The sequence below is a fragment of the Nocardia sp. NPDC023852 genome, from assembly GCF_040639505.1.
GTDB lineage: Bacteria > Actinomycetota > Actinomycetes > Mycobacteriales > Mycobacteriaceae > Nocardia.
In genome coordinates this window covers 75,463-100,334 of the sequence record NZ_JBFAAB010000022.1, presented here as the reverse complement: position 1 = coordinate 100,334, position 24,872 = coordinate 75,463, and the positions used below count along the sequence as shown (strand labels likewise).

At 67.5% G+C, this 24,872-nt stretch carries 19 protein-coding genes; 6 read left to right on the top strand and 13 right to left on the bottom strand.

Going from position 1 to position 24,872, the window contains the following annotated elements; genetic code table 11:
* Positions 1-69 precede the first annotated feature (69 nt).
* The 4 genes from AB0H00_RS24995 to AB0H00_RS24980 all read right to left on the bottom strand — a co-directional run bounded on the left by AB0H00_RS24995 (position 70) and on the right by AB0H00_RS24980 (position 4,528).
* Positions 70-198 carry a hypothetical protein gene (locus AB0H00_RS24995; protein ID WP_357270602.1) on the bottom strand — a complete coding sequence of 43 codons (129 nt, stop codon included), beginning with the start codon at positions 196-198 and terminating at the stop codon, positions 70-72.
* Positions 195-605: a hypothetical protein gene (locus AB0H00_RS24990; protein WP_357270600.1), complete on the bottom strand. Its 411-nt coding sequence runs from the start codon at positions 603-605 to the stop codon at positions 195-197. The genes AB0H00_RS24995 and AB0H00_RS24990 overlap by 4 nt, the downstream gene beginning before the upstream one ends.
* A 93-nt stretch (positions 606-698) precedes the next feature.
* A complete protein-coding gene (locus AB0H00_RS24985) occupies positions 699-2,228 on the bottom strand; it encodes a hypothetical protein (protein ID WP_357270597.1) in 1,530 nt (509 codons plus the stop codon).
* Positions 2,229-2,770: 542 nt separating this feature from the next.
* A complete protein-coding gene (locus AB0H00_RS24980) occupies positions 2,771-4,528 on the bottom strand; it encodes a proline--tRNA ligase (protein WP_357270595.1) in 1,758 nt (585 codons plus the stop codon).
* A 58-nt stretch (positions 4,529-4,586) separates the two neighbouring features.
* Here AB0H00_RS24980 and yaaA point away from each other — a divergent pair, with 58 nt between their 5' ends.
* Complete coding sequence (gene yaaA, locus AB0H00_RS24975; protein WP_357270627.1) at positions 4,587-5,330, top strand: peroxide stress protein YaaA; 744 nt, start codon at positions 4,587-4,589, stop codon at positions 5,328-5,330.
* A 126-nt stretch (positions 5,331-5,456) separates the two neighbouring features.
* Here yaaA and AB0H00_RS24970 read toward each other — a convergent pair whose 3' ends face one another.
* Positions 5,457-8,972 (bottom strand): protein kinase, encoded by a 3,516-nt coding sequence (locus tag AB0H00_RS24970; RefSeq protein ID WP_357270592.1) that lies wholly within the window; start codon positions 8,970-8,972, stop codon positions 5,457-5,459.
* A gap of 472 nt (positions 8,973-9,444) precedes the next feature.
* Here AB0H00_RS24970 and AB0H00_RS24965 point away from each other — a divergent pair, with 472 nt between their 5' ends.
* Both AB0H00_RS24965 and AB0H00_RS24960 read left to right on the top strand, forming a co-directional pair.
* Positions 9,445-10,935, top strand: coding sequence for a CoA-acylating methylmalonate-semialdehyde dehydrogenase (locus AB0H00_RS24965; RefSeq protein ID WP_357270589.1), 1,491 nt, complete (start codon positions 9,445-9,447; stop codon positions 10,933-10,935).
* Positions 10,936-11,012: 77 nt separating this feature from the next.
* The gene (locus AB0H00_RS24960) at positions 11,013-11,426 is read left to right on the top strand and encodes a PPOX class F420-dependent oxidoreductase (protein WP_357270586.1); all 414 of its coding nucleotides are present in this window, start codon (positions 11,013-11,015) and stop codon (positions 11,424-11,426) included.
* Positions 11,427-11,444: 18 nt separating this feature from the next.
* On the opposite strand, the gene AB0H00_RS24955 is transcribed toward AB0H00_RS24960, so the two are convergent.
* A complete protein-coding gene (locus AB0H00_RS24955) occupies positions 11,445-12,905 on the bottom strand; it encodes an MFS transporter (protein WP_357270624.1) in 1,461 nt (486 codons plus the stop codon).
* Between the two features lie 180 nt (positions 12,906-13,085).
* Positions 13,086-14,360 (bottom strand): uroporphyrinogen-III C-methyltransferase, encoded by a 1,275-nt coding sequence (gene cobA / locus AB0H00_RS24950; protein ID WP_357270583.1) that lies wholly within the window; start codon positions 14,358-14,360, stop codon positions 13,086-13,088.
* 239 nt (positions 14,361-14,599) lie between these two features.
* Between cobA and AB0H00_RS24945 the strand changes: the two genes are divergently transcribed.
* The 3 genes from AB0H00_RS24945 (at position 14,600) to AB0H00_RS24935 (ending at position 17,436) form a co-directional block, all read left to right on the top strand.
* The gene (locus AB0H00_RS24945; RefSeq protein WP_357270621.1) at positions 14,600-15,058 is read left to right on the top strand and encodes a nucleoside deaminase; all 459 of its coding nucleotides are present in this window, start codon (positions 14,600-14,602) and stop codon (positions 15,056-15,058) included.
* Positions 15,059-15,205: 147 nt separating this feature from the next.
* Complete coding sequence (locus tag AB0H00_RS24940; protein ID WP_357270580.1) at positions 15,206-16,336, top strand: phosphotransferase family protein; 1,131 nt, start codon at positions 15,206-15,208, stop codon at positions 16,334-16,336.
* Positions 16,327-17,436 carry a hypothetical protein gene (locus tag AB0H00_RS24935; protein ID WP_357270577.1) on the top strand — a complete coding sequence of 370 codons (1,110 nt, stop codon included), beginning with the start codon at positions 16,327-16,329 and terminating at the stop codon, positions 17,434-17,436. The genes AB0H00_RS24940 and AB0H00_RS24935 overlap by 10 nt, the downstream gene beginning before the upstream one ends.
* Before the next feature lie 349 nt (positions 17,437-17,785).
* Here the strand turns inward: AB0H00_RS24935 and AB0H00_RS24930 are convergent, their stop codons facing one another.
* The 6 genes from AB0H00_RS24930 to mqo form a co-directional block, all read right to left on the bottom strand.
* Positions 17,786-18,160, bottom strand: a complete 375-nt coding sequence (locus AB0H00_RS24930; protein ID WP_357270575.1) for a cobalamin biosynthesis protein — start codon at positions 18,158-18,160, stop codon at positions 17,786-17,788.
* Positions 18,147-19,637, bottom strand: a complete 1,491-nt coding sequence (locus tag AB0H00_RS24925; RefSeq protein WP_357270572.1) for a cobyrinate a,c-diamide synthase — start codon at positions 19,635-19,637, stop codon at positions 18,147-18,149. Before AB0H00_RS24925 ends, AB0H00_RS24930 begins: the two co-directional genes overlap by 14 nt.
* A 79-nt stretch (positions 19,638-19,716) precedes the next feature.
* Positions 19,717-20,331 carry a cob(I)yrinic acid a,c-diamide adenosyltransferase gene (gene cobO, locus AB0H00_RS24920; protein ID WP_357270569.1) on the bottom strand — a complete coding sequence of 205 codons (615 nt, stop codon included), beginning with the start codon at positions 20,329-20,331 and terminating at the stop codon, positions 19,717-19,719.
* Positions 20,332-20,388: 57 nt separating this feature from the next.
* On the bottom strand, positions 20,389-22,347 hold the full coding sequence (locus AB0H00_RS24915; RefSeq protein WP_357270616.1) for a magnesium chelatase subunit D family protein: 1,959 nt from the start codon (positions 22,345-22,347) through the stop codon (positions 20,389-20,391).
* A 376-nt stretch (positions 22,348-22,723) separates the two neighbouring features.
* Positions 22,724-23,179, bottom strand: a complete 456-nt coding sequence (locus tag AB0H00_RS24910; protein ID WP_357270567.1) for a GNAT family N-acetyltransferase — start codon at positions 23,177-23,179, stop codon at positions 22,724-22,726.
* Between the two features lie 12 nt (positions 23,180-23,191).
* A complete protein-coding gene (gene mqo / locus AB0H00_RS24905; RefSeq protein ID WP_357270564.1) occupies positions 23,192-24,700 on the bottom strand; it encodes a malate dehydrogenase (quinone) in 1,509 nt (502 codons plus the stop codon).
* Positions 24,701-24,872 lie beyond the last annotated feature (172 nt).

The window sequence follows — 24,872 nt, the reverse complement described above, 5'->3', positions numbered from 1 at the left end:
AATGCCGGGCCCTCGACATTAAACGCCACCACACACCCCCAACCGGCGCACCATCATCACCAAGACGAGTCAGTCACCCCGGACTGCGACGCATCCCGGTCGGTGGGTGCGCTGTTGATAAGCGTCCTGCAGCGATTTCCTACTCGCCTGGACGTCCTCCAGCATCTTGGCCAGCAGTTCCTCATCAGCGTTGCTCACGCCTTGCCTCCTCCCCCGACTCCTTCGACGGCAGACTCCGACCACCCGATCGGCGTCACGTTCCCGATCGCTCTCCGTCTCTCGACGTCGATGTTATGGAGCAGCTTCACGCTCTTGTCGATTCCACCGGCGAAATCTTCATTCAGGAGCTTCTCAAATGATTCGCCGCCCTTGCAAATGGCCTCGTTCTGCTTACTCCAATCCTTTTTGAAATGATCGCCCGACGCATTCGTGTCGCACAGTGGCTGCGCCATAAGCGGTTCCGTCTTCACATTCAGCGTGTCGAATACGTCATGAATATTGCTCGCAATATCTTTCAAGTCGACCGACAGTCGGCTCAGCTCGGCTTCGACCCTGATCCTTTTCGCATCCACATCCATGCCGTCCGCCTCTACCTGTCTATCCACCGACCCGATGATCCTATTTTCATATAGACCGAAGTACGGTGGTTCACCAACGCCGGGGAACGACCTACTTCAGGATGTGCCGAGCTTCTCGGTTTACGCCTGCGCCCCCTGCCGTTCCTGGAACCGCTGCTCGAAACCCTTCACAAAGGTGGTCGGCGCGATCGAGGACGAAGAGTGTTCCAGCACACCGTCATCGGCGATGTAGAAGATGGCCCGGCCGATCGCGATCTCGCCGCGCGGCACCGGCACGTACACCATCCATCCACAGCTGAACCGGTCGCCGACCAGTTGGTCCAGCGGGTAACCGGTGGTGTCGAGACCGCGGCTCTCGATGTAGCCGCGCACCCGGAAGATAGCTTCTTCCTCCGGCATCTGTTCCGGCAGCGAGGCCATCACCCCGGCTAGGGTCAGTTGGTAGATAGCCCCGTCGATGTCGAACCGGCCGTCCTCGCCGAACAGGTTCTCCACCGTCTCTTGGGTGACCACACCGACCTCGGCCGCCGACACCAAAGCCGCAGCGGCAGCGCGCTGTTCCGCGCTCGGCGGCTGGGCCGCCAGGCCCGCGACAATGCCGACCACGGTGTTCGCCGTCCACACACCGGGAACCGCGGTGGCGCACTGCTCCGCGGACGGAGACTCGCCCCGGTACCAGCGGCCACCCTCCCACCAGTACACAAACGACATCAAACCGGTGGCCGCACGGGGATTGAGCACCGGATCGGCCACCCATCCCGGCGCACCGGCATAAAAGTTCGGCATCGGCGCGCCGTCGTTGTAAGTGGCATCCAAATTCGGCGACTCCCACACCCCACCGGACAGCACCGCCCTACCACCGGGCAGCGAGTACAGCGTCGCACCGCCACGGCGCGAACTCTCGAACCAGCCCATGGACGGCAACACCCGCGGACCCCAATCCGAGCGGGCCGCGACGAACGCCGCCGAAATGCACGCCCACCGCGCCCACATCTCCGGGAAATCGGGAAACTCGTTCTCCGCCAACACCGGCCACACCTTGGCCGCCTTATCCGCCCGCGCCGCCACAGCAGCGTCCTGCGGAGTACGGGCCTGCCTGCCGCCGTGGCCGATATAGGCAGCCAACCATACTGGCAGCGTCTCGCGCGGGTACTCCTCCAGATCGGCGCGGTAGGCCTCGGGATCGAACAGCTGCCCATCCGGGAACGGCTCGTCACCGAAGTCGTAGTCGACCTCGAACTCACCCTCGGCGCTCAACCGGACCAACAACCGCCACCACGGCTCACCGTCCAGCTCCGCGACCAACGCGCGGTGCTCGCGCACCTGATCGAGAACCGGAGCGGGCGGCTCGGCCCGCATCGAACGCTCACCGTCGGCGTAGACAACCTCGGCAAAACCGGTGGTAGTGGTCAGCGCGAACACCGCATCCAGCTGCTGCCAACCCTCCGGACCGACCGCGGCCATCGCATCGGCAATCTGCCGCGCCAGCACCCGATCCCGGCTCTCGGCGGCCTCGTCCCTCTCCGGAGCAGCGGTCCCGTCCGCCCCCTCTGCCCCGTCCGGCGTACCGAAGGGCAGGCTGAAACCAACGTCCGGCGTCTCGTTGTTTTCACCAGCGTTGTCCGGGTTGTCTTTGTTCTGCTCGCTCACAGTCCGCTTCCGCTGATCGTCCGCACTCTTACGCCCGACATTTTTACACATATGAGGCCGTAACCGACTCCCAACACCGGGAAGCCTCGTCGGTAGGCGAAAATTACCCTGTACGCACCATTGTCCAGCGAGGTTGTGTTTGGCGAGACAATCCGCACTGCCATCGACACCGCGGATACCTTCGACTCCGATCACGAGCTACCGACAGGCTGCGCACCTGCGCGCCGATAACCTTCGGGAGGCCGCACTTCGAATATTCCGGCAATCAGTTCGAGCATAATCTCGGCGTTTCGATCGACGGTCATCGGGTGCGGCATCGAAATGGCCAGCGGCACTGGGAATGGCGAAAGTTCATCCACTGACCGGACACGATGTCACCACTGTTTCGGCTCGAATGATTCCATTGCCGGCCAATTGCATTCGTTGCCGGCTGCCATAACGACCGCCGCGTACGGCCCGGGTCCGAATCCAGCGGCCGGGCTGCCCATCGCGCACCGCACGATGGGCATCGCCAGTGCGGCCAACCCGGAGAGATGGAACAGTCAGCGACGGGCTTTGGCCACCACCGCGTCCACGGCCGAGGCGGCGGATATCTCTTCCGCCTCGCCGGTGAAACGGTCGCGCAGTTCGACCTTGCCCTCCGCCCAGCCGCGGCCGATGACCAGGACCAACGGCATGCCGAGCAGCTCGGCGTCCTTGAACTTGACGCCGGGCGAGGCAGTGCGGTCATCGAAGAGCACATCCAAGCCGTGGGCGTGCAGCCCGGCCACCACCTCTTCGGCCCCCGCACGCGCCGCGTCGTCCTTGTTCGCGATGACGACGTGCACGTCGTACGGCGCGACCTCGGCTGGCCAGCGCAGCCCCTTGTCGTCGTGCTGCTGCTCGGCGATCACCGCGACCATGCGCGAGACGCCGATGCCGTAGGAGCCCATGGTGAGCCGCACCGGCTTGCCGTTCTCGCCCAGCACGTCGACCTCGAACGCGTCGGTGTACTTGTTGCCGAGCTGGAAGATGTGGCCGATCTCGATGCCGCGGGCCGTGACCAGGGTGCCGCGCCCGTCCGGTGAGGGATCACCGTCGCGGACCTCGGCGGCCTCGATGGTGCCGTCGGGCGTGAAGTCACGACCGGCGACCAGGCCGACGACATGCTTGCCCGGCTGGTCGGCGCCGGTGATCCAACTCGTCCCGGTGCCGACGCGGGGATCGACCAGGTAGCGAACACCGTTGGCCTGCAACGCCTTCGGTCCGATGTATCCCTTCACCAGGAATGGGCTCTCGGCGAAATCGGCTTCGGTGAGCAACTCGACCTCGGCCGGTTCGACCGAGACGCCCAGGCGCTTGTCATCGACCTCTCGATCGCCGGGGACCCCGATGCCGAGGATCTCGGTCTTGCCGTCCGGGTGGCGCAGCTTCACCATGACGTTCTTCAGTGTGTCGGACGCGGTGACCGGGCGACCGTAGCGCTCGGCGATGCCCGCGCTGTTGGCCCAGTCGACCAGGGTCGCGATGGTCGGGGTGCCGGGGGTGTCGTGCACGACGGCCGCGGGCTGTCCTTCGATCGGCAACGGCGCGGGAGCTGACGTGACCACCGCCTCCACATTGGCCGCGTAACCGGATTCGTGGCAGCGCACGTAGGTGTCCTCGCCGACGGGGCTGTCGGCCAGGAACTCCTCCGACGCGCTGCCGCCCATCGCACCCGAGGTTGCCGCGACGATGACGTACTTGACCCGCAGCCGATCGAAGATGCGCTGGTAGGCCTCACGATGTGCGTCGTAGCTCGCCTTCAGTCCGTCCTCGCTCAGATCGAAGGAGTAGGAGTCCTTCATAACGAACTCACGCCCGCGCAGGATACCCGCGCGGGGGCGCTCCTCGTCGCGGTACTTGGTCTGGATCTGGTACAGCGTGACCGGAAGGTCCTTGTAGGAGCTGTACTCGCCCTTCACAGTGAGCGCGAACAGCTCCTCATGGGTGGGGCCGAGCAAATAGTCCGCACCCTTGCGGTCCTGCAACCGGAAAAGGCCGTCACCGTACTCGGTCCACCGGTTGGTGGTCTCGTACGGGTCCCGCGGCAGCAGCGCGGGCAGCGAGATCTCCTGGGCGCCGATCGCGTCCATCTCCTCGCGCACCACGTCCGCGACCTTGCGCAGCACTCGTAGGCCCAGCGGCAACCACGAGTAGACACCTGGGGCGACGCGGCGCACATAGCCGGCGCGAACCAAGAGTTTATGGCTGGGCACCTCGGCGTCGGCGGGATCGTCGCGGAGGGTTCGCAGGAACAGGCGGGAGAGGCGGGTGATCACGGAAGCACAGGGTAGTCGCCGACCGGATGCTGTCGACAGCGCATTACCGTATTCGTTCGTGCTGGTGCTGCTACCTCCTTCCGAAACCAAATCCGACGGCGGCGCGGGCGCGCCCCTCGCGCTGGACACCCTGGCTATGCCGCAGCTCACAGCGGTGCGTGCGCGCTTGGTCGACGAAGTGGTGCGGCTGGCGGCCGACCCGGACAACGCCCGCTCGGCGCTGGGGCTCGGCAAGGGGGCTGAGGGCGAGATCGCCCGCAATGCGGCGTTGCGCACGTCACCGACCCGGCCCGCGCTGGAGCGCTACACCGGCGTCCTCTACGACGCGCTCGACGCGGGCTCGTTCACGAAGCTCCAACGAGCCAAGGCGTATGCCCGGCTCGGTATCGGCTCAGCCCTGTTCGGCGCGGTCCGCGCGGGTGACCCCATTCCCGCCTACCGGCTCTCCGGCGGCTCCAAACTGCCTGGACTACCGACCCTTTCGGCGGTCTGGCGCGACGCGCTTGCCGAGGCGTTGCACACCGAGGCCGCGGGTGAACTCGTAGTCGACCTGCGCTCCGGCACCTACCAGCAGCTGGGCCGCGTTCCGGGCGCCATCACCGCGAATGTGCTCACCGAGCACCCCGACGGGTCCCGCACGGTGGTGAGTCACTTCAACAAGCACCACAAGGGCCTGCTGGCCCGGGCCCTCGTGCTCACCAGGGCCGAGCCGACCGACGTCCGCCGCGTCGCGCGGGTGGCGGCGAAGGCCGGGTTGCGAGCCGAGATCGCCTCACCTACTGAACTTCTCGTCATCACCTGAGCGCGGGTGCGGTCACCCGGTCACCGACGGGCGGCCGACCTCGGCGAGATCGTCGGCGTGGTGAACGCGGGGGCGGTGCGGAACCAGAGCACCCGCCGCTCGCTGCGCTGATCTGCCCGACAACCGCTACCGCTGGTCGGCCTCCTCCGGTGCGCGTGAAGCCGGAGGAGGCCGTTGTGGGTCGTCCAGGACCACTGGGAGGAATGCGTGTGAAATCCTCGGCCAGTTGTGCTGCCACCGGCCTTCACGAAGATCGTGTTCAAGCGCATGAAGCAGGCGTGTGATCCAGGGGCCTTCGTCGCGCAGTGGCCGGATCAGGCCGGTGTCAGCACAGGTCGCGACGACCGGCACGAGTGTGTTCTTGGCGTCGTCGGTCTGTCCGGCCGCCGCAAGGCAGGACGCGAGCAGCAGTTGGGCGTGTAGCGCCGCTCGTGGGCGGCGAGCGGCGTCGATGGAATTACGCAACCGTGTGGCCCGTGCGCAGGCGGCGGCGATCTGGGCGGGGATCTGGTCACGTAGCAGCACGCGTATCGCGGAATCCTCGATCAGTTCGCCGGTCAGGATCGCGATGCCGTTGTCACCCGTTGCCATTGCACGGCGGCCGGCGCCTGCCTGGTCGGGTGCTTCTACGGCCGAGGTTGTGGTGGTCGTCAGTCCGAGGCGTACCCGCTCGTTGGTGATTCGCGCGGCAAGTCGCGGCACGGCAAGCGTTCTGGCGGTCCTCGCGCCTTTGTCCAGGCGTCGCGCCGCGGCATCGAGATCACCACGCAGTGCTTTGATCCGGGCGCCGGTCGCGTAGGTGGCCATCATGAATTCCACCGGGCCGCCTTCGACTCCGACACCGCTGACTTCATCCAGCAGTTGCTCGGCCTCATCGAGTTGATCGCGTTCGTAGAGCAGCTCGCCGAGCAGCGCATCAGCCAACGCCGGGTAGGACTGGTAACTGGAGGAGCTCCTGGCGATCTTGCGAGCCTTGCGGAAACTGTGTTCGGCGGCGGAGACGTCGAGCTGTTCACGGGCCACGAGACCCAACAAGCTGTGGTTGATTATCTGGCTGAACGTTCCGCCGATCCGCTGCTGGTAAGGAGCGGCCCAGTCGAACCACGCATGTACTTGATCGAACTCGAAACGGCGGAAGGCCAAATACGCTGCGGTGCTTGCCGCAGCACCCAGTGCCCACGGACTCAACGTGTCGGTTCTGGACAGGCAATCGGCCACTACAGCGTCTACGCCCTCGAGATGGTCGCTCATCGCGCGCCCGGCGCTCTCGATGAGGGCTGCTTCGGCCGCGAGATCGGAATCGGGCCCCTCGATCGACGCGCCCGCGAGCCGCAGTGCGGTATTCAGCTCGGCGGGTCGACGCAGCAGCGTATATGTCCAGGCGAGCGCGAGTTGCAGACGCGGACGGGTTGCCACGAGCGGCGGCGGAAGCTTCGCTACCAGGCCGAGCAGCGTCGCGAACCGGGCATGCGCGACGTGGTCCATGGCCCGCTTCTCAACGAGGTCCACTGCGTGTTCGCCGTCGCCGCAGGCGAGGGCGTGATCGATGGCCTCGCTGATCATCCCGTGCTCGCCGAACCAGGTGGCGGCAGTGCGGTGCAGTTCGTCCACTTGATCGGGGCGGTCGCGCGCGAGCCGCTGACGCAGGAATTCCACGAACAAGTGGTGATAGCGGAACCATTCCCCATCCTCGTCGATACGGCGCAGGAACAAATTCCGCCGCTCGATGTTTTCCAGCAGCGCCTGCCCGTGCCGCTGCCCGGTCAACGCGGTGGCGAGGTCACCGCAGATCTTTTCGGGCAGGGAGGTCTCCAGCAGGGCAACCAACAGCGCCGGATCCACCGTGTCGAGCACGTTCTCGGCGAGGTACTCAGCGATAGCGTGATGGCGTCCCGATATGTGGCTGATCAATGTACCGGGGTCGTGGTGTCCGCGCAGTGACAGCGATGCGAGCTGCAATGCCGCGACCCAGCCTTCGGTGCTGTCGCGCAACTCCGCGACCTCACCGTCATCCAGGGGCAGACCACCCAGCTCCACCAGAAACGAGCCCGCCTCGAGAGCGTCGAAACGCAAAGCACTGGAGTCGATCTCGACGAGCTCATTGCGAACACCCATAGTCGCCAGCGGCAAGCCCTCCGACGATCTGCTGGTGACGATGATCTGCAAATGGTGGCAACCGTTCTCCAGCAGGAACCGCAGGGCGGCAGTGGCGGCGGGATCGGTAATCCGATGCCAATCATCGATTACCACCGCCACACGTTCGTGGTGCTCATGGATGTCGTTGATCAACGTCGTGAGCACATAGCGAGTTGCCTCCGAACCTTGCTCCTCGAGCATCCGGCCCAGCTCGGGCACCAGCGCCGGACGCACCCGGTGAATCGCCTCGATCAGATGCAGCAGGAACCACACGACGTTGTTGTCGTCGCGATCGGCGTTCAACCACGCGACCGCCACCTGCTGCTCCTCGGCAAGGTGTCCGGCCCACTGCGCGGCCAGAGTGCTCTTACCGAACCCGGCCGGAGCGTGGATGACAGTCAGTCGCGGTCGGGAAGCGGTCCGCAATCGATCGATCAGTCTGCCGCGATGCACCAACGCCCGCGCGGACATGGCCGGGCGGAACTTTGTTTCGGGGGTGGGCGGCGTCGTGGTCCGCCGGAATGACGGTGACCGGCCGGTAGGAGCCGATCCCGGTGCGCCGATGTCTTCCACAGTCGACGTCAGGTCGCCGTAGTCGTCGGTGCGCACCGTCATATCCTGCACCGGCATACCGTGGGACTTCTCGACACCGCGCAGCGATTCACCGAACTCGGCGGCTGACGCCGGGCGTTCGGCCGGGTTGTGCGACATACTCGCCTCGATGGCGGCACAGAGGTCGTCGGGCATGCCATCGGGCCGCAGATCCGGCAGCGGCTCGGCGGCGATCCGCAGGAACTGCGCGACCACCTGCTCGCCGGAGCGGCGCTCGAACGCGGCATGGCCGGTGATCATGCAGAACAAGGTGGCGCCCAGACCGTATACGTCGGACGCGACCGACGGGTTTCCGGATCGCAATACCTCGGGGGCGGTGAACGCGGGCGAGCCGGTGATCACGCCGGTGGTCGTCTCGAAACCACCCTCGATGCGGGCGATCCCGAAGTCGGTGAGCTGTGGCTCGCCATAATCGGTGAGCAACACATTTCCCGGCTTGATATCACGGTGCAGAATCCCGGCCCGATGCGCCGTCTCGAGGGCGCCTGCCATTTTGATCGTGATACGGATTGCGTCGTCGAGCGGCAGGCGTCCCTCTCGGCGAATACGGTCTTCCAGCGAGCCGTGGGAGTGGTACGGCATGACCAAGTACGGGCGTCCGCTGCGGGTGGTACCGACTTGGAGGATGTGCACGATGTTCGGATGGCCGGACAATGCGCCCATCGCTTGCTGCTCGCGCAGAAATCGTTCGACGTTTTCCGGCTCGAGATCCGCCGTCGCAAGCAGGATCTTGACCGCGACGTTGCGGTTCAGCGCCCGCTGCGTACAACGGTAGACCACCCCGAAACCTCCCCGCCCGATCTGTCGCGGGCCGTCGAGACCGGTGCCCTCCAGCTCTCTATCGATGTCTGGAGGCCGGTCACTCTGCGTCGCGAATGGGTCCTGGTCGGCCATCGTCTTGTCTGTGTCGGGCGCCGCGGTGCTGCCGCGCTGCCTTCCCAGTTTATGCCCGGCGAACCACCGAACCCGGGCAGATCGGGACCAGGAGGCAACTGTCGCTACGGCTGTAGCAGGTCACCGCTCCCGAATGCTCCGTATCCGGGAGCTGACGGCGGTCGGCTCATAGCTTGTCGCCCGCCGTCTGTTCGGCAGCTCGCTGACGTGCACCCCAGCGTGCGGCCGAACCAGCGATCCCCCGCCGACGACCTCGGGTTCACCGGCGTGGACCACCGACCTCGCCCACACGTCGGCCACCGAGGAAAGCACCGATGAATCGGAATAGACAGCGCGAAATCACCTACAGATCGTCGGGTCATCGGGAAGGCTTGATCAGAGTGGTATCAGCGACGTCGCGCCGCCCGAGGGAACCGCCGCACGTGGCGACGAGAGACGGCACCGCCCACGCTCACGATCGAATCGAGGAGATATGCAGACCATCGCGCACTGGCTCGACGGCAAGACTTTCGCGGGCACCAGCGAGGCGACGGCACCGGTGACCAACCCGGCGACCGGCGTGGTGACCGGGCAGGTCGCGCTGGCGAACGTGGCGGACACCCGGGCGGCCATCGATTCGGCGGCCGCGGCATTCCCGGCCTGGCGGGACACTTCGCTGGCCCGGCGCACCCAGATCCTGTTCCGCTTCCGCGAACTGCTCAACGAACGTAAGAAAGAACTCGCACACCTGATCACGGCCGAACACGGCAAGGTCCTGGCCGATGCCATGGGCGAGGTGAGCCGCGGCCTGGAGGTCGTCGAATTCGCCTGCGGCGTGCCGCATCTGCTCAAGGGCGGCTACACCGAGAACGCCTCGACGAAGGTGGACATCTTTTCCCTCCGCCAACCGCTGGGCCCGGTCGCGGTGATCTCCCCGTTCAATTTCCCCGCAATGGTGCCGATGTGGTTCTTCCCCCTCGCCATCGCCGCGGGCAATACGGTGGTGCTCAAGCCCAGTGAGAAGGACCCGTCGGCCTCGCTGTGGCTCGCCCAGCTGTGGGATGAAGCAGATTTGCCCGCAGGGGTTTTCACCGTGCTGCAGGGCGACAAGGTAGCGGTCGACGAGCTGTTGGACAACCCGGGCATCAAGGCCGTTTCGTTCGTGGGCTCCACGCCGATCGCGCGGTACGTCTACCAGCGTGGCACCACGGCCGGTAAGCGGGTGCAGGCGCTCGGCGGCGCGAAGAATCACATGGTCGTGCTGCCGGACGCCGATCTGGACTTGGCCGCCGACGCCGCGGTGAACGCCGGGTTCGGCTCCGCGGGCGAGCGATGCATGGCGATCAGCGTGGTGGTCGCCGTCGGCGGCACGGCCGACGAGCTGGTCGGCAAGATCGCCGAGCGGGCCGCGACCATCAAGACCGGCGACGGAACCCGTGCGGCCGACATGGGCCCGCTGGTCACCCGCGCGCACCGTGACCGGGTCGTGGACTACCTCGTGGCAGGCGAAACTGCCGGTGCCACAGTGGTTCTCGATGGCCGCGGCGTCGAAGCCGACGGCGCGGCCGACGGGTTCTGGCTCGGACCGACGATTCTCGACCACGTCGACACGGATATGAGCGTTTACACCGACGAGATCTTCGGCCCGGTCCTGTCGATCGTGCGGGTCGACAGCTACGACGACGCACTCGCCTTGGTCAACGCCAACCCTTACGGCAACGGCACCGCCCTCTTCACCAATGACGGCGGCGCGGCCAGGCGCTTCCACCACGAGGTGGAGGTCGGCATGGTCGGGATCAACGTGCCGATCCCGGTACCCATGTCCTATTACAGCTTCGGCGGCTGGAAGAACTCGCTGTTCGGGGACGCGCACGCGCACGGCACCGACGGGGTCCAGTTCTTCACCCGCGGCAAGGCGGTCACCACCCGCTGGCTGGACCCGAGCCACGGCGGGCTGAACCTCGGGTTTCCGCAGAACAAGTAGGTCGCCGACGAGATGACGTCCGGTTTCGGCCGCACCCAGCGGGAATGCCCTGGCGCACCGGATTGTTCGCTCAGAACGTGACCAGTACCGCTGTTCTTTCCGATGCCCTGAAGAAGTACCTGGACGAGGAGCGCGTGTTCGCCACCGCGGCCACGATCGGGCCGAACGGGCAGCCGCACCTGACCGTGATCTGGATCAAGCGCGACGGCGACGATCTGTTGTTCTCCACCACCACCGATCGCCAGCAGGGCAAGAACCTCGCACGCGACCCGCGGATCACGGTGTTGATCAACCCACCGGACAACCCCTATGTGTACGCGGAGATCCGCGGCAACGCGACGCTCACGCCGGATCCGGACAAGTTCCTGCCCGACGAGCTTTCACTGAAATACACCGGCCAGAAGTATCTGGATTTCAACCCCGCCTCGGCGCACGACGGACCGAGGGTCATCGTGCGGGTGACACCGCGCAAGGTCGCCGGCCGGCTGTAGTCCGCGGACCCGGTGGTCTCAGGCCTGCTGGGCCTCTTCCTGCGCGTGCTGCGCCAACGCCAGCTGTTGCGGGGTGAATCGCAACGTCAACGCGACCAGTCCCGCCGCGAAGGCGATCAAAGCGCACACGAACAAAACCAGGGTGTAGCCATTGCCCAGCGCGGCGATCTCGGCGGGCGTCATACCCGCCACCTTGCCGGTGCGGCCGCCGAGTGACAGCGTGCGCGAGGCGGCGATCGGCGTAAGCAGGCCGATGGCGACCGGGGTGGCGAGGTTCATGAACATCTGCCCGACCGCGGCCAACGGACCGATGTTCGCCGGTGGCACGCCGACCAACACACACAGCGGCGCGAGCACCATGGCCATGCCGACGCCCAGACCGATCACGACCAACAGGGGCAGTAGCGTCGCGAAGTACAGCACGTCTCCGTCGAGGGTCGAGCCGAACAGCAGCCCGAGGCCGAGCACGAGGGCCGCGCCCGCGAGTAGCCAGCGCGGCGCGATGTACAACGCGGCCTTGGATGCCAGCGCGCCGCCGATACCGATGCCGACAGTGAACGGGATGGCCGCGACGCCCGCCTTCAGCGGGCCGTAGCCGATCACGTTCTGCATGAACTGGGCGACGAAGAAGGTCATCGCGCCGAGTACGCCGCCGGCAAGGAAGATCAGCAGAAAGGTGGCGACGCGGTCGCGGCTGTCGAACAGCGACCACGGCAGCAGTGGGTCTTCCACCCGCCGCTCCAGTGCGACGAAGACGATCAGCAGCACGACACCCGCGATGAGTGAACCGATGATGGCCGGGTGGCCCCACCCCATCTCGGGGCCCTCGGTGGCGCCGAACACGATGGCGGCGCAGGCGAGGGTGCCGAGCACCGCGCCGGGCACATCGAGCGACGAACGGTGGTGTTCTGTGTCGGCGAGCTTGTAGACCGCGCCGAGGATGATCAGCGCGCCGATCGGAACGTTGATCAGGAAGATCCACCGCCACGACAACTGGGTCAGCGCGCCGCCGACCACCAGGCCACCGACCGAGCCGATTCCGACCATCGACCCGACGATCGCGATCGCTTGATTGCGCGCCTTGCCCGGCGCGAACGTCGTTGCCACGAGGGCGAAGGCCGTCGGCGCCGCCACCGCCGCGCCCGCGCCTTGGAGCGCGCGCGCCGCGAGCAGCATGGCCTGGTTCTGCGCGAGCCCGCAGGCCAGCGAGGCGACGGTGAACAGGACGACACCGAGGACGAGCATGCGTTTGCGCCCGAAGGCGTCGCCGAGCCTGCCGCCGAGCAGCATCAGACCCGCGAAGGTGAGCCCATAGGACGTGACCGTCCACGCGCTGCCTGCGCTGGACAGCCCCATCTCTTCCTGCAGCCGGGGCAGGGCGAAGATCACCACCGTGCCGTCGAGAACGACCATGAGCTGCAACCCGCTCAGTACGAGGATCGCGAGCCCGAAGGCCCGCTGCGTCACCGGATACTGCATCGTCGCAGCGGGATTCTGGAGCACAGTGAGCCACTGTAATTGATGCAGCCACCGCCGCCTGCGCCACGGACCCGGTGGGAAGGCCATGAACCACGATCGGGCACCACCGACCGAACTCGATCAGCCACCGCTCGAGCCGTCCGATTGCCAGCGGATCGACTCGGCCCGCCGCTGAGCGCGCTATCCGGCAGCGGAGTCGGCGTGCGATGCGGCGGAGTCGGCCGAGAATCCGGCGGTCGGTCCGATCACCACGATCGCGGGCGGCCGGATGCCTTCCGCCCGCACCCGTGCGGCGACCGTGCCGAGATCGGCGCGCAGTACGCGCTGGGTGCGCAGCGTGCCCTCCTGGATGACCGTGGCGGGCGTGTCGGACGGGCGACCACCTTCCTGCAGCACGGTGGCGAACTGCTCGATCCGTTCCACCGCCATCATCAGCACGAGGGTGCCGCGCAATCTGGCAAGCGCGGGCCAGTCGACCAGCGAGTCCGGATGATCCGGAGCCACATGCCCGCTCACCACGACGAACTCGTGGGTGACGCCGCGATGCGTCACCGGAATCCCCGCGACGGCCGGCACCGCGATGGGGCTGGTCACGCCGGGCACCACGGTGACAGGCACCCCGGCATCGACACACGCCTCCAGCTCCTCGTAGCCGCGTCCGAACACGTACGGGTCGCCGCCCTTGAGCCGCACCACGAACTTGCCCGCCTTCGCGCCCTCGACCAGCGTGCTGTTGATCGCCTCCTGCGCCATCGCCCGCCCGTACGGGATCTTCGCGGCGTCGATCACCTCGACCTCGGGCCCGAGTTCGGCGAGCAGTTCCGGCGGGGCCAGCCGGTCGGCGACGACCAGATCGGCCCTGGCCAGCAGCCGCCGCCCGCGCACGGTGATCAGGTCGGGATCGCCGGGCCCGCCGCCCACCAGCGCGACACCCGGCGCGATCGGCGTCGAATCATCGATCACCACACCGGATTGCAGTGCCTCCAGCAGCGCGTTGCGGACCGCGGCGGAACGCCGGTGCTGCCCGCTCGCCAGCACGCCGAGCGTCAGTCCGTCGTAGCGCGCGGTAGCCGGGGTCACCGCGGTGCCGAGCCGGGCGATGTCGGCGCGCACACAGAAGATCCGTCGCCGGGTCGCCTCCGCGACGACCGCCGTGTTGGTCTCCGGCTCGTCGGTGCAGGCGATCGCGTACCAGGCGCCCTCGAGGTCTCCGTCGGCATACCCGCGCAGCGTGACGGAGATCTGGCCGGAGGTCGCCATCGCCTCGACCGCGGGCGTGACCGCACGGCTCACCACATGCACGTGGGCGCCGGAGGCGATCAGCAGTCCGAGCCTGCGCTGCGCCACCGAGCCACCGCCGACCACGACGACACGCCGCCCGTTCAGATCGAGCCCGACCAGGTAGTTCGGGTCGCCGGTGGGCTGCTCCTGCGTTACGTCTGACGTGTTCGGCACAAGTTTCGAGCCTACGGCCTGTCCGCACGCCCCCATCAATCGACCGCGCCCCGAATCCCACCGCGCCTTGGCGAGCCGAACAGCGAGTCAGACACGCCAGTCCGCGTCGTCGCCGTGGAACCGGGCGGTACCAGCGTCGGCTGCTTCGCGGCCCAGCCGTGCGGACGAACTGTACGTTGCGGCCAGGGGTGGCTTGCTTGGACAGTGGACGTATGACGCAGGTGACATCGGCACAACAGCTGCTAGAGGTGGCGTACGACCAAGCGCTGCGCGGGCTCGCCGAGGGCGGAATCCCGATCGGCGCCGCCCTGTTCGACGCGGATGGCACCCTGCTCGGACGCGGCCACAACCGCCGGGTGCAGTCCGGCGATCCCAGCGTCCACGCCGAGACCGACGCCTTCCGCGCGGCGGGACGGCGACGCGACTACGGTTCCACGATCATGGTGACCACGCTCTCACCCTGCTGGTACTGCAGCGGTCTGGTTCGCCAGTTCGGCATCGGCTCGGTTGTCGTGGGGGAAGCGCGGACTTTCTCCGGCGGGCACGATTGGCTCGCCGAGCACGGCGTCGCGGTGACCGTGCTGGACGATCGCCGCTGCATCGACCTGATGACCACCTTCATCGCCGAGTATCCGGCGCTGTGGCATGAGGATATCGGCGTCGCCGACGGAATCGAGGGCTATGAGCACCAGAAGTAGGCTCGGTCCACCCTGCCCGACGGATCGTTTCGAGGCGCCGCTGCCACCCAGTGGGCCGGTTTTCCGCCCGCCATGAGACTGGAACGCGTTACAGTCTCGTATCCCAGCGCGTCGCGGGTCTGGGGTTCCTGCGTCAGGAGGACAACGATGACCGACGATCCTGATCCGGCACAGCGACAGCAACTGACCGTCAGCGAACGCGATCTCGACATGCTCGCCGAGAACCTCGCGCGCTGGCTGGATTCGAAGGTTTCCGCCGACCGTCCGCCGCGGATCTCGGAACTGTCGCGCCCGCAGTCCGGTGGCATGTCCAGCACGTCGATCCTGTTCGACGCCGAGTGGAGCGTCGGAGGCCGAGGGGAAAGCGGGTCGTTCGTCGCGCGGATGGCGCCCGACGCCGGATCGTTCCCCGTGTTCGAAACATACGACCTGGCGACCCAGTACCGGGTGATGGCGGGCGTCGCCGCCGCCACCGACGTGCCGGTGCCCGAACTGTGCTGGCTGGAGAACGATGACAAGCCGCTCGGCGCACCGTTCTTCGTGATGCGCCGGGTCGACGGGCGAATACCGACGGACAACCCGCCGTACGTGTTTGTCGGCTGGCTGTTCGAGGCCGGCCCTGCGGAGCGCCTCCGCCTCACCCACAACACCGTCGAAGTGATCGCGAAGATCCACGACATCCCTGACCCCGCGGCGCGTTTCCCGATGCTGAGCGGACCGGGCCAGTCGCTGCACCGGCATGTCGCTGCGCAGAAGGCCTGGTACCGATGGGCGCTCGCGGATGACGGCTTCGAGATCCCGCTCATCGAGCGAACTTTCGCATGGCTGGCGGAGCACTGGCCCGCCCAGCCCGAACCAGACGTGCTCAGCTGGGGTGACGCACGCCCCGGCAACATCATCTACCAGGAGTTCGACCCCGTGGCGGTGCTGGACTGGGAGATGGCCGCGCTCGGGCCGCGCGAACTCGACTTGGGCTGGGTGATCTTCATCCACCGGTTCTTCCAGGACCTCGCCACTCGCTTCGGGCAGCCCGGGCTCCCCGACTTCCTGCGCCGCGACGACGTGGTGACGAAATATCAGGAGCTCACCGGGTATATGGTGCGCGACCTCGACTTCTACCTCGTCTACGCCGCACTGCGGCACGCGATCGTCATGGCCAGGGTGAAGCGCAGGATGATCCACTTCGGCGAGGACACCGACACTCCCGACCGCGACGATTACGTCATGCACCGCACCAGCCTGGAAGCGCTGCTCGACGGAACCTACGAATGGGACTGACCATGCCTGTGCCGTTGGACGAATACCCGATCCACCAGACTCCGCTGTCGCTGGCCCGAGTGGCCAGCAGTGACCGGAACTTCTACGACCGCGCCTACTTCAACGCCCACGACCGCGACGGTGGCACGCTGCTGATCACCGGCCTCGGCGTGTACCCCAACCTGGGGGTGATCGACGCCTACGCCGCCGTCCGGCGCGGTGACACGCTGCGGGCGGTGCGGTTCTCGGACGCGCTCGGCGCACGCAGCCTCGATCAGTGCGTGGGCGGCTACCGCGTCGAGGTGCTCGAGCCGCTGCAACGCATCCGCGTGGTGTGCGAGCACGACGAGTTGGGCTTCGACCTGACCTGGACCGGCGCCTTCCCCGCCGTGCAGGAACAGCCGCACCTCATGCTCACCGGCAACCGGCCGATCATCGACGCGTCCCGGTTCGCGCAGACCGGCTCATGGGCGGGAACTCTGCACATCGACGGCGACGACATCGCGGTCGACCCGACGGTGTGGACCGGGACCAGGGACCGCTCGTGGGGCATCCGTCCGGTCGGCGAGACGGAGCCGCCCGGACGCGCGGCCACCGAGCCGTCCGGTGGTTTCTGGTGGCTGTATGTGCCGCTGCGGTTCGAGGAGTTCGCTGTGGTGGTCATCGTGCAGGAGGACCCGGACGGCAGGCGCACGCTCAACGACGCGACGCGGATCTGGCCGGACGGACGCACCGAGCAACTCGGCTGGCCGCGAATAGCGATCGAATATCGTTCCGGGACAAGACTTCCCGTCGCAGCCAGGCTGTCCATGACCACACCGGACGGCAAGCCGCTGGAAATCGAGATCACACCGGGCATCGGTGTCCCGCTGCACGTCGGCTGCGGCTACGGCGGTGACCCCGACTGGCAGCACGGCCAATGGAAGGGCCGAAACTGGGCCTCCTCCAGCCGATACGACCTCACCGACCCGTCCATCGTCGCCCGTACCCCATATGGCGTGATCGACCACGTCGCACACGCCCGCTGCGGCGACGCCGAAGGCTGGGGCCTGTTCGAACACGCCAGCATCGGTCGCCACGACCCCACCGGCTTCACCGACTGGGGCGCGGTCGCACCGTAAGTCGATGCGCCGACGTAGTCGGTCCGCCCGACCCCCGCGCACGGCCCGGCGTTCGGAAGGCTGCCCACCACGCCGATCACGCTCTACCGACACCGGGTCGTCGTAGCACCCTTGCGTGACTGGTCACATCTCGTCGAGCCTCGTCCATCCAGTGCGAGCTACGTCGTTTCGGCCCGCGGATCGGCGACCTCGCCCCTCCAGCCGCTTGCCCCATGGAGCCGGCACGTCGTCTCGACCGGAGGCGGTGTGGGCCACGACCGAAGACGAGTCGGCGGCGCTGCCGGGACGAGGTCGGCCAGGTCGGGTGGCCACGCATTCGATCAACCGAGCGCAGGCCAGAGCCGCCGTGCTACCTGGGGTGGCCCACACGCGCCGCCGCGATCACTACACCCTGCACGACCCGCTTGCGCACCACCAGCGGCCCGCCATCGGCGGCGAGGACAGCGGCGGCCTCGGCGACGCTTGCCGTCGCGACCGCCTCCAGTGTCCGGCTCGCCGGATTGGGGACATCGATCATCGCCAGGTCGGCGGCGGAGTAGGGCATGACCGGCACACCCAGCTCGGCGGCTACGGTACGCAGGCCGGGGTCCGCCGCGCGTTGCTCGAGCGTGGCCAAGCATCCGATCACCTTGTCACCCAATGCTTCTCGGAGCGCGGCGCGGATGCGATCGGCCGAAGTCCGTGGCCGAAGTCCGATGCCGACCACCAGTTCAGCAGACGGCACGAGAACTCGCGAATTCCGCCGCGGCGGTAACGAAGCGAGCTACGGCTTCGGGGTTTCCGGCGGGATGGGTATGCAGGTATGAGGCGTGCACATGCCGGACCAGCGCACCTTCACGGATGCGCTCACCGTCGGCGCCGTGCCAACCCCACGCCGAGGCGGCCGACGGCGCCGACACCAGGCGGGTCCGATGGAACTCGTGCCCGCGCACCCGCTCCCCGGCCCGCCACAGCGGGGAGTCGGCCAGCGCCACGGCATCTCGGTAACCGAGGGTCAGGCGCGGTCCGAACTCGGCGTCGGCGGCCACCACGCCTGCCATGGGGTGCCCGTCGAGAGAACGGGTCAAATAGAGCAGCCCAGCGCATTCGGCGTGAATCGGCATTCCCCGCCGGGCCGCCTCGGCCACCGCCCCCAGCAGTCCGGTATTGGCGGCCAGCTCTGCGGCATGCTCCTCCGGAAACCCGCCCGGCAATACCAGCCCAGCAGTGCCGGTGGGCAATTCGTCTCGTAGCGGATCGAACACGACCACCCGCGCGCCTGCCGCCACCAACAACTCCCGATGCTCCGCGTACCCGAAAGTGAACGCCGCCCCACCCGCGATGGCGATCGGTGGGCCCACTCGGTCGACGACATCGCGGGCGGCGACCGCGCCGTGGGTGTTCCCGGCGGATGCCTTGGAATCACCAGGACCATCGCGGTCGGTACCGACGGATGCCTGGTAACCGTCGAGACCGCGCACGGCGGCAGCGGGTTCCCATGCCGGGCCGGTGGTCGACGATCGGGCCAGCGCCGTGATCGCGGGCAAATCCACGTGGGCGGCCACGAGTTCCGTCATCGCGGAGACCGCTGCCGCTGCTGCGGCACCGTGTTCCACCGCGGGAATCAGCCCCAGATGTCTGGAGGGGACTTCCAACTCGGCCATCCGCGGCAGCGACCCGAGCACCGGCAGACCGACACGATCGCACGCCGCGCGCAGCACCAGGTCGTGCCGCGCGCTGCCGACCCGGTTCAGAATCACCCCGCCGAGCCGGACCCCGCTGTCGAAGGTGGCGAACCCGTGCAGCAGCGCGGCCAGGCTCTGACTGTGACCACGGGCGTCCACTACGAGCACCACCGGCGCACCGAGCAGGCTCGCGACCTGCGCCGTCGATCCCTCCGCCACCGGCCCGGAGTGATTCGGGTCGATCCGCCCGTCGAACAACCCCATCACGCCCTCGACCACCGCGAGATCACACCCCTGTGCCCCATGCCGATAGAGCGGCACAACACGTTCCGCCCCCACCAACACGGGATCCAGATTTCGTCCCGGCCGCCCCGCCGCCAACCCGTGATACCCCGGATCGATGTAATCCGGCCCCACCTTGAACGGCGCCACCCGATGCCCCACGCGCCGCAACGCCCCCACCAGGCCGGTAGCCACCGTGGTCTTTCCACTCCCCGAAGCCGGAGCCGCAACCACCACAGCCCTCACCCCGACCACCCCTCCGGGGCGAGTGGCACACCATGGCTGGGGCTGCTCGCGAGTTGCCCCAGCGTGGTGCCACTCGATGGAGTGCGGGTTACCATTCGATGCCTCTTTGGCCTTTGCGACCGGCGTCCATAGGGTGTTTGATTTTGGTCATTTCGGTGACCAGGTCGGCGGCTTCGAGGAGGGGTCGTGGAGCGTCGCGGCCGGTGATGACGACGTGTTGGTTGCCGGGACGGGTTCGGAGAGTGTCCACCACTTCGGCGACATCTATCCAGCCCCACTTCAGAGGGTAAGTGAATTCATCCAGGACGTAGAAGCGGTGCTGTTCCGCCTTCAGACGCCGGGCTATTTCCTGCCAACCCGCGAGCGCGGCCGCAGCATGGTCCTCGTCGGTGCCCTGTTTGCGGGTCCACGACCAGCCTTCCCCCATCTTGTGCCACTGGACGGCCCCGCCGGCGCCGGTTTCCTCGTGCAACTTGCCGAGGGCGCGGAAGGCCGCCTCCTCCCCCACCTTCCATTTGGCGCTCTTCACGAATTGGAATACCGCGACGTCGAAGCCTTGGTTCCAGGCCCGCAGCGCCATCCCGAACGCGGCTGTCGACTTACCCTTGCCAGGCCCGGTGTGCACCGCGAGCACCGGCTGATTGCGTCGCTGTCGCGTGGTCAGCCCGTCGTCGGGCACGGTTTCCGGAACGCCCTTGGGCATCGAATCTCCTTGCTACTGCTCGGCCCACCATGAACCCGACTTCGATCCGATACCGATTCACCCGGCTCGAGCGGGCCGCACCGACGCACGCCCCGAGCCGGCGCGGACAATGTCGGCGACCGAATCTCCGGTCAGCTCGGCCAGCCTCAGATATCCGCCGCGCAGGTCACGAGCGAGGTCCGCCGCGAGGCCGAGACGGATCATGCCGCGTTCGCAGTCGACCACGATCGCGGTGACCGCGTCCTTGGCGAGCAGTCCCGCGGCGGCGCGACCGCGCCCGACCGGATCGATGCCGCCGGTCGCGCGACCGTCGGTCAGCAGCACAAGCATCGGCCTGCGGCGCGGGTCGCGGACGCGCTCGCGGCGCACGACGTCGCGCGCCTTCAGCAGGCCTGCCGCGAGCGGCGTCTTCCCGCCGGTGCGCATCCCGGACAAGCGGCGCACCGCGATGTCGATCGAGGAGGTCGGCGGCAAGACGAGTTCGGCTTCGGTGCCGCGCACGGTGATGACGGCCACCTTGTCGCGACGCTGGTAGGCATCGCGCAGGAGCGCGACCACCGCGCCGGTCACGGCGGACAGCCGGTCCCGCGCGGCCATGGAACCGGACGCGTCGACCACGAACACGACGAGATTGCCTTCCCGCCCTTCGCGATATGCGCCGCGCAGATCATCGGCGGCAAGCTTCAGCGGCCCCGCACCGCGCCCACGGGCGCGCTGGTGCGGTGCGGCGGCGAACACGGTGCCGAGCAGGTGCAGGCCGGAGGAGGTGTCGGCGCTGGAACGCACAACCCGCCCGTGCCGCGATTCGGCTCGGGAGCGACGGCCGGGGGCGCCCTCACCCACACCGGGCACTTCCCAGCGCGGCGGTGCCGCTGCGGCGGACACCGGGGCGCCACTGAGCCCTTCCGGCGCCTTGCCGCCACCGGGACCGTTCGGTGGGGAAGGATCCTCCGGGTCGTCGGAGGGCCCACGTTCCCCCGGTTCCTCGCTCGACGGCGACGCGAGCTCGGATTCGCCGGTCTGCGCGGGCGACTGCGCCTCGGCCGCGGCCGCACGCATGGCGTCGTCCAACTGCTCGTCGCTGATGCCTGGCTCGTCGAACGGATCGCGCCTGCGCCGATGCGGCAGCGCCAGCTCGGCGGCGACGCGCACATCCTCTTCGGCCACCGCATCGTTGCCACGCCATGCAGCGTGCGCTGTCGCGGTCCGGGCGACCACGAGGTCGGCCCGCATCCCGTCGACGTCGAACGCCGCGCACAGCGCGGCGATCCTGCGCAACTCGACGTCGTCGAGCACGACCTGGCCGATCCGATCGCGGGCCGCGAGAATCTTCTCGGCTACCTCGCGGTCAGCCCCGGCGTACCGCGCCGCGAACCCGGCCGGGTCCGCCTCGTAGTCCAGTCGGCGGCGCACTACCGCCATGCGGACGTCCACTTCTCGCGATGCGGCCACGTCCACGGTCAGCCCGAACCGGTCCAGCAGCTGCGGACGCAGCTCGCCCTCCTCCGGGTTCATGGTGCCGACCAGGACGAACCGCGCCGGATGCGAGTGCGAGACGCCGTCGCGTTCGATGTGCACCCGTCCCATCGCGGCCGCGTCCAGCAGTACGTCCACCAGGTGGTCGTGCAGCAGGTTGACCTCGTCCACGTAGAGCACGCCGTGATGCGCGGCGGCCAGCAGGCCAGGACGGAACGCTTGCTCCCCGTCGCGCAGCACCCGCGCCAGGTCCAGTGAGCCGACCACACGGTCTTCTGTCGCGCCGACCGGCAGCTCCACCAGTCGAGCGGGACGTGCCCCGGTCTCGTCCACGACGGGCGGCAGCAGCTGGGCCAGCGCGCGCACCACAGTCGACTTGGCGGTGCCCTTCTCGCCGCGCACCAGCACACCGCCGATACCGGGATGCACCGCGCACAGGATCAGCGCCAGCTGCAGCTGCTCCTGCCCGACGACGGCCGAGAACGGAAACCCGGCCTCGCCATCCGAAGTCGGACGAACTCCGCTCAGCTGGTCGGACATCGACGCGGTTTCGGCATGGGACACGGACACGCCCCAACTCTAGGCACGCCCCGATAGCCACCGACCGGCAGCCTCCATCCGCCCCCGAACCGACCGAATCGGCCCCGCAGCCACATCCCTTGTTCCCCTCGCCCTGCCCCGGCTTTCGAGTGACGCGAGGCAGAGCATCCCGTTCGCAGCCCGAGTAAAAAGGGACAGCGAACACGCCGCGCCGCAGGCGCGCAAACCAACCGGGCTCGAGTCGTGGCCGACTACAAAACCACCGTTCCACGACTCTCAACCCATCGGGAGCGAGTCTTACGAGCGACGTTCGCGGCCCCGCTCGAACGCGAGCCATCAAGGGGCCGCGAACACGCCGCGCCGCCGGCGCGGCAAATCAGACAGAGCCCTTGCGCATGGGCAAGTGGGGGGTGCCGTCTTCGTCGAATTCGTCGCCGTCGACCTTGAAGCCGTGCTTGCTGTACAGGTCGCGCAGGTAGCTCTGCGCGTTCAGCCGTACTGTCGCCGAGCCGACCTCGGCCAGTGCCGCCTGCAGCAGCCGCGTGGTGTAGCCGTGGCCGCGTGCGGGCACCGCGGTACAGAGCCTGCTGATGCGGAAGCTCTTCACCCCACCTTCGTGCTCCTCACACAGGCGCAAGGTCGCGATGACCTCACCCTCGTCGTCGAGCCAGAAATGCCGGGTTTCGGGAAGCAGATCCTTCCCGTCCAGCTCCGGGTACGCGCACTTCTGCTCGACGACAAAAACTTCGACGCGAAGTTTCAACAGCTGGTAGAGCGTGGCGGTGTCGAGATCCTGCGCCCATGACCGTTTGAGAGCAACCGTTGACATCATCGCGCCTTGCTATCACACCTGAGCGTTCGCCGCGACCCCTACGTACTTCGGCGTGTTCGTGAGGTTCAGCGCCTTGGAGGTCCAATCCCATACTTCCTGGAACAGAGCCGGGTTGTCCGACAGCTCAATGCCCAGCGAGGGAACCATTTCCTTCAGCTTCGGCGTCCACTCGGCGTATTCCTGCGGGAAGCAGCGTTGCAGCACATCGAGCATGGCCGTGACACAGGTCGAGGCGCCCGGTGAGGCGCCGAGCAGTCCGGCGATGGTGCCGTCCTGCGCGGCGATCACGGCGGTGCCGAATTCGAGTACTCCACCGGCGCCCTTGCGGCGGATCACCTGGACGCGCTGGCCCGCGGTGATCAGCTCCCAATCCTTCGCTTCCGCGCGCGGGATGAACTCCGACAGGGTGTACACCTTGCCCGCCTCGGACTTCAGCAGCTCGCTGACCAGGTATTTTGTCAAGCCCAGCTCGGTAACGCCGACACCGAGCAGCGAGAAGATATTGTTCGGCTTCACCGACTTGAACAAGTCGGTATTCTTGCCGTCCTTGAGGAATTTCGGGGTCCAGCCCGCGTACGGACCGAACAGCAGCCCGGGCTTGCCCTTGATCACGCGAGTGTCCAAGTGTGGCACCGACATAGGCGGCGCGCCCACCGCGGCCTTGCCGTACACCTTGGCCTCGTGCCGGTGGATGAGCGCCGGGTTGACGCAACGGAAGAACTGGCCGCTGACCGGGAAGCCGCCGAATCCCTTGGCCTCTTCGATGCCTGCCTTCTGCAGCAGCGGGAGCGCGCCACCGCCCGCGCCGACGAACACGAATTTGCTGACCACCGTGCGGGTTTCGCGGGTGCGCAGGTTGCGCACCTTGACCAGCCAGGAACCGTCGGACTGTTTGGACAGGTTGCACACCTCATGGCCGAAGGCCAGGTCGGCGCCGGTGGCGCCGAGGTAGGCGAGCAGTTCCTGAGTGAGCGCACCGAAGTCGATGTCGGTGCCGCGGTCGGTCCAGTTCAGCGCGATCGGATCGGAGAAATCCCGTCCGCGCGCCATCAGCGGCAGGCGCCGGGTGAACTCCGCGGGACTGTCGATGTACTCCATGCCCTCGAACAGCGGGTGCCGCGCCAACGCCTCGTATCGTCTGCGCAAGTACTGTACGTTTTCGGCGCCGTGCACGAAGCTGACGTGCGGGATCGGGTTGATGAAGGTGGACGGATCACCGAGGATGCCGTTCTCCACGCCGTAGGACCAGAACTGGCGCGAGACCTGAAACCGCTCGTTGATGTCGATGGCTTTGCTGATGTCCACCGAGCCGTCGGCGTTCTGCGGGCTGTAATTCAGCTCACACAGCGCGGAATGTCCGGTGCCCGCGTTGTTCCACGGGTCGCTGCTCTCTGCCGCGGCGGCGTCCAGCCGCTCGAACAGGGCGATCGACCAGTCCGGCTGCAGCTGCCGCAGCAGCGCGCCGAGAGTGGCACTCATGATGCCGGCACCGATGAGTACTACATCGGTCTTTTCAGTCATGGCAGCGTTCCGCACGAGTAGATCGACTTCCTTGTCCTTCTGCGCGGGCCCACCGGGCGGGTGGACCTGCCTGGGCACGGTGTGTTGTTGTGGCCCGGGTCCGGCGTCCGCCTTCCCGAACAGCATGGCGGAGGTTAGGTTACCCGCCGTTCACCTACGCCCAATTGTGCAC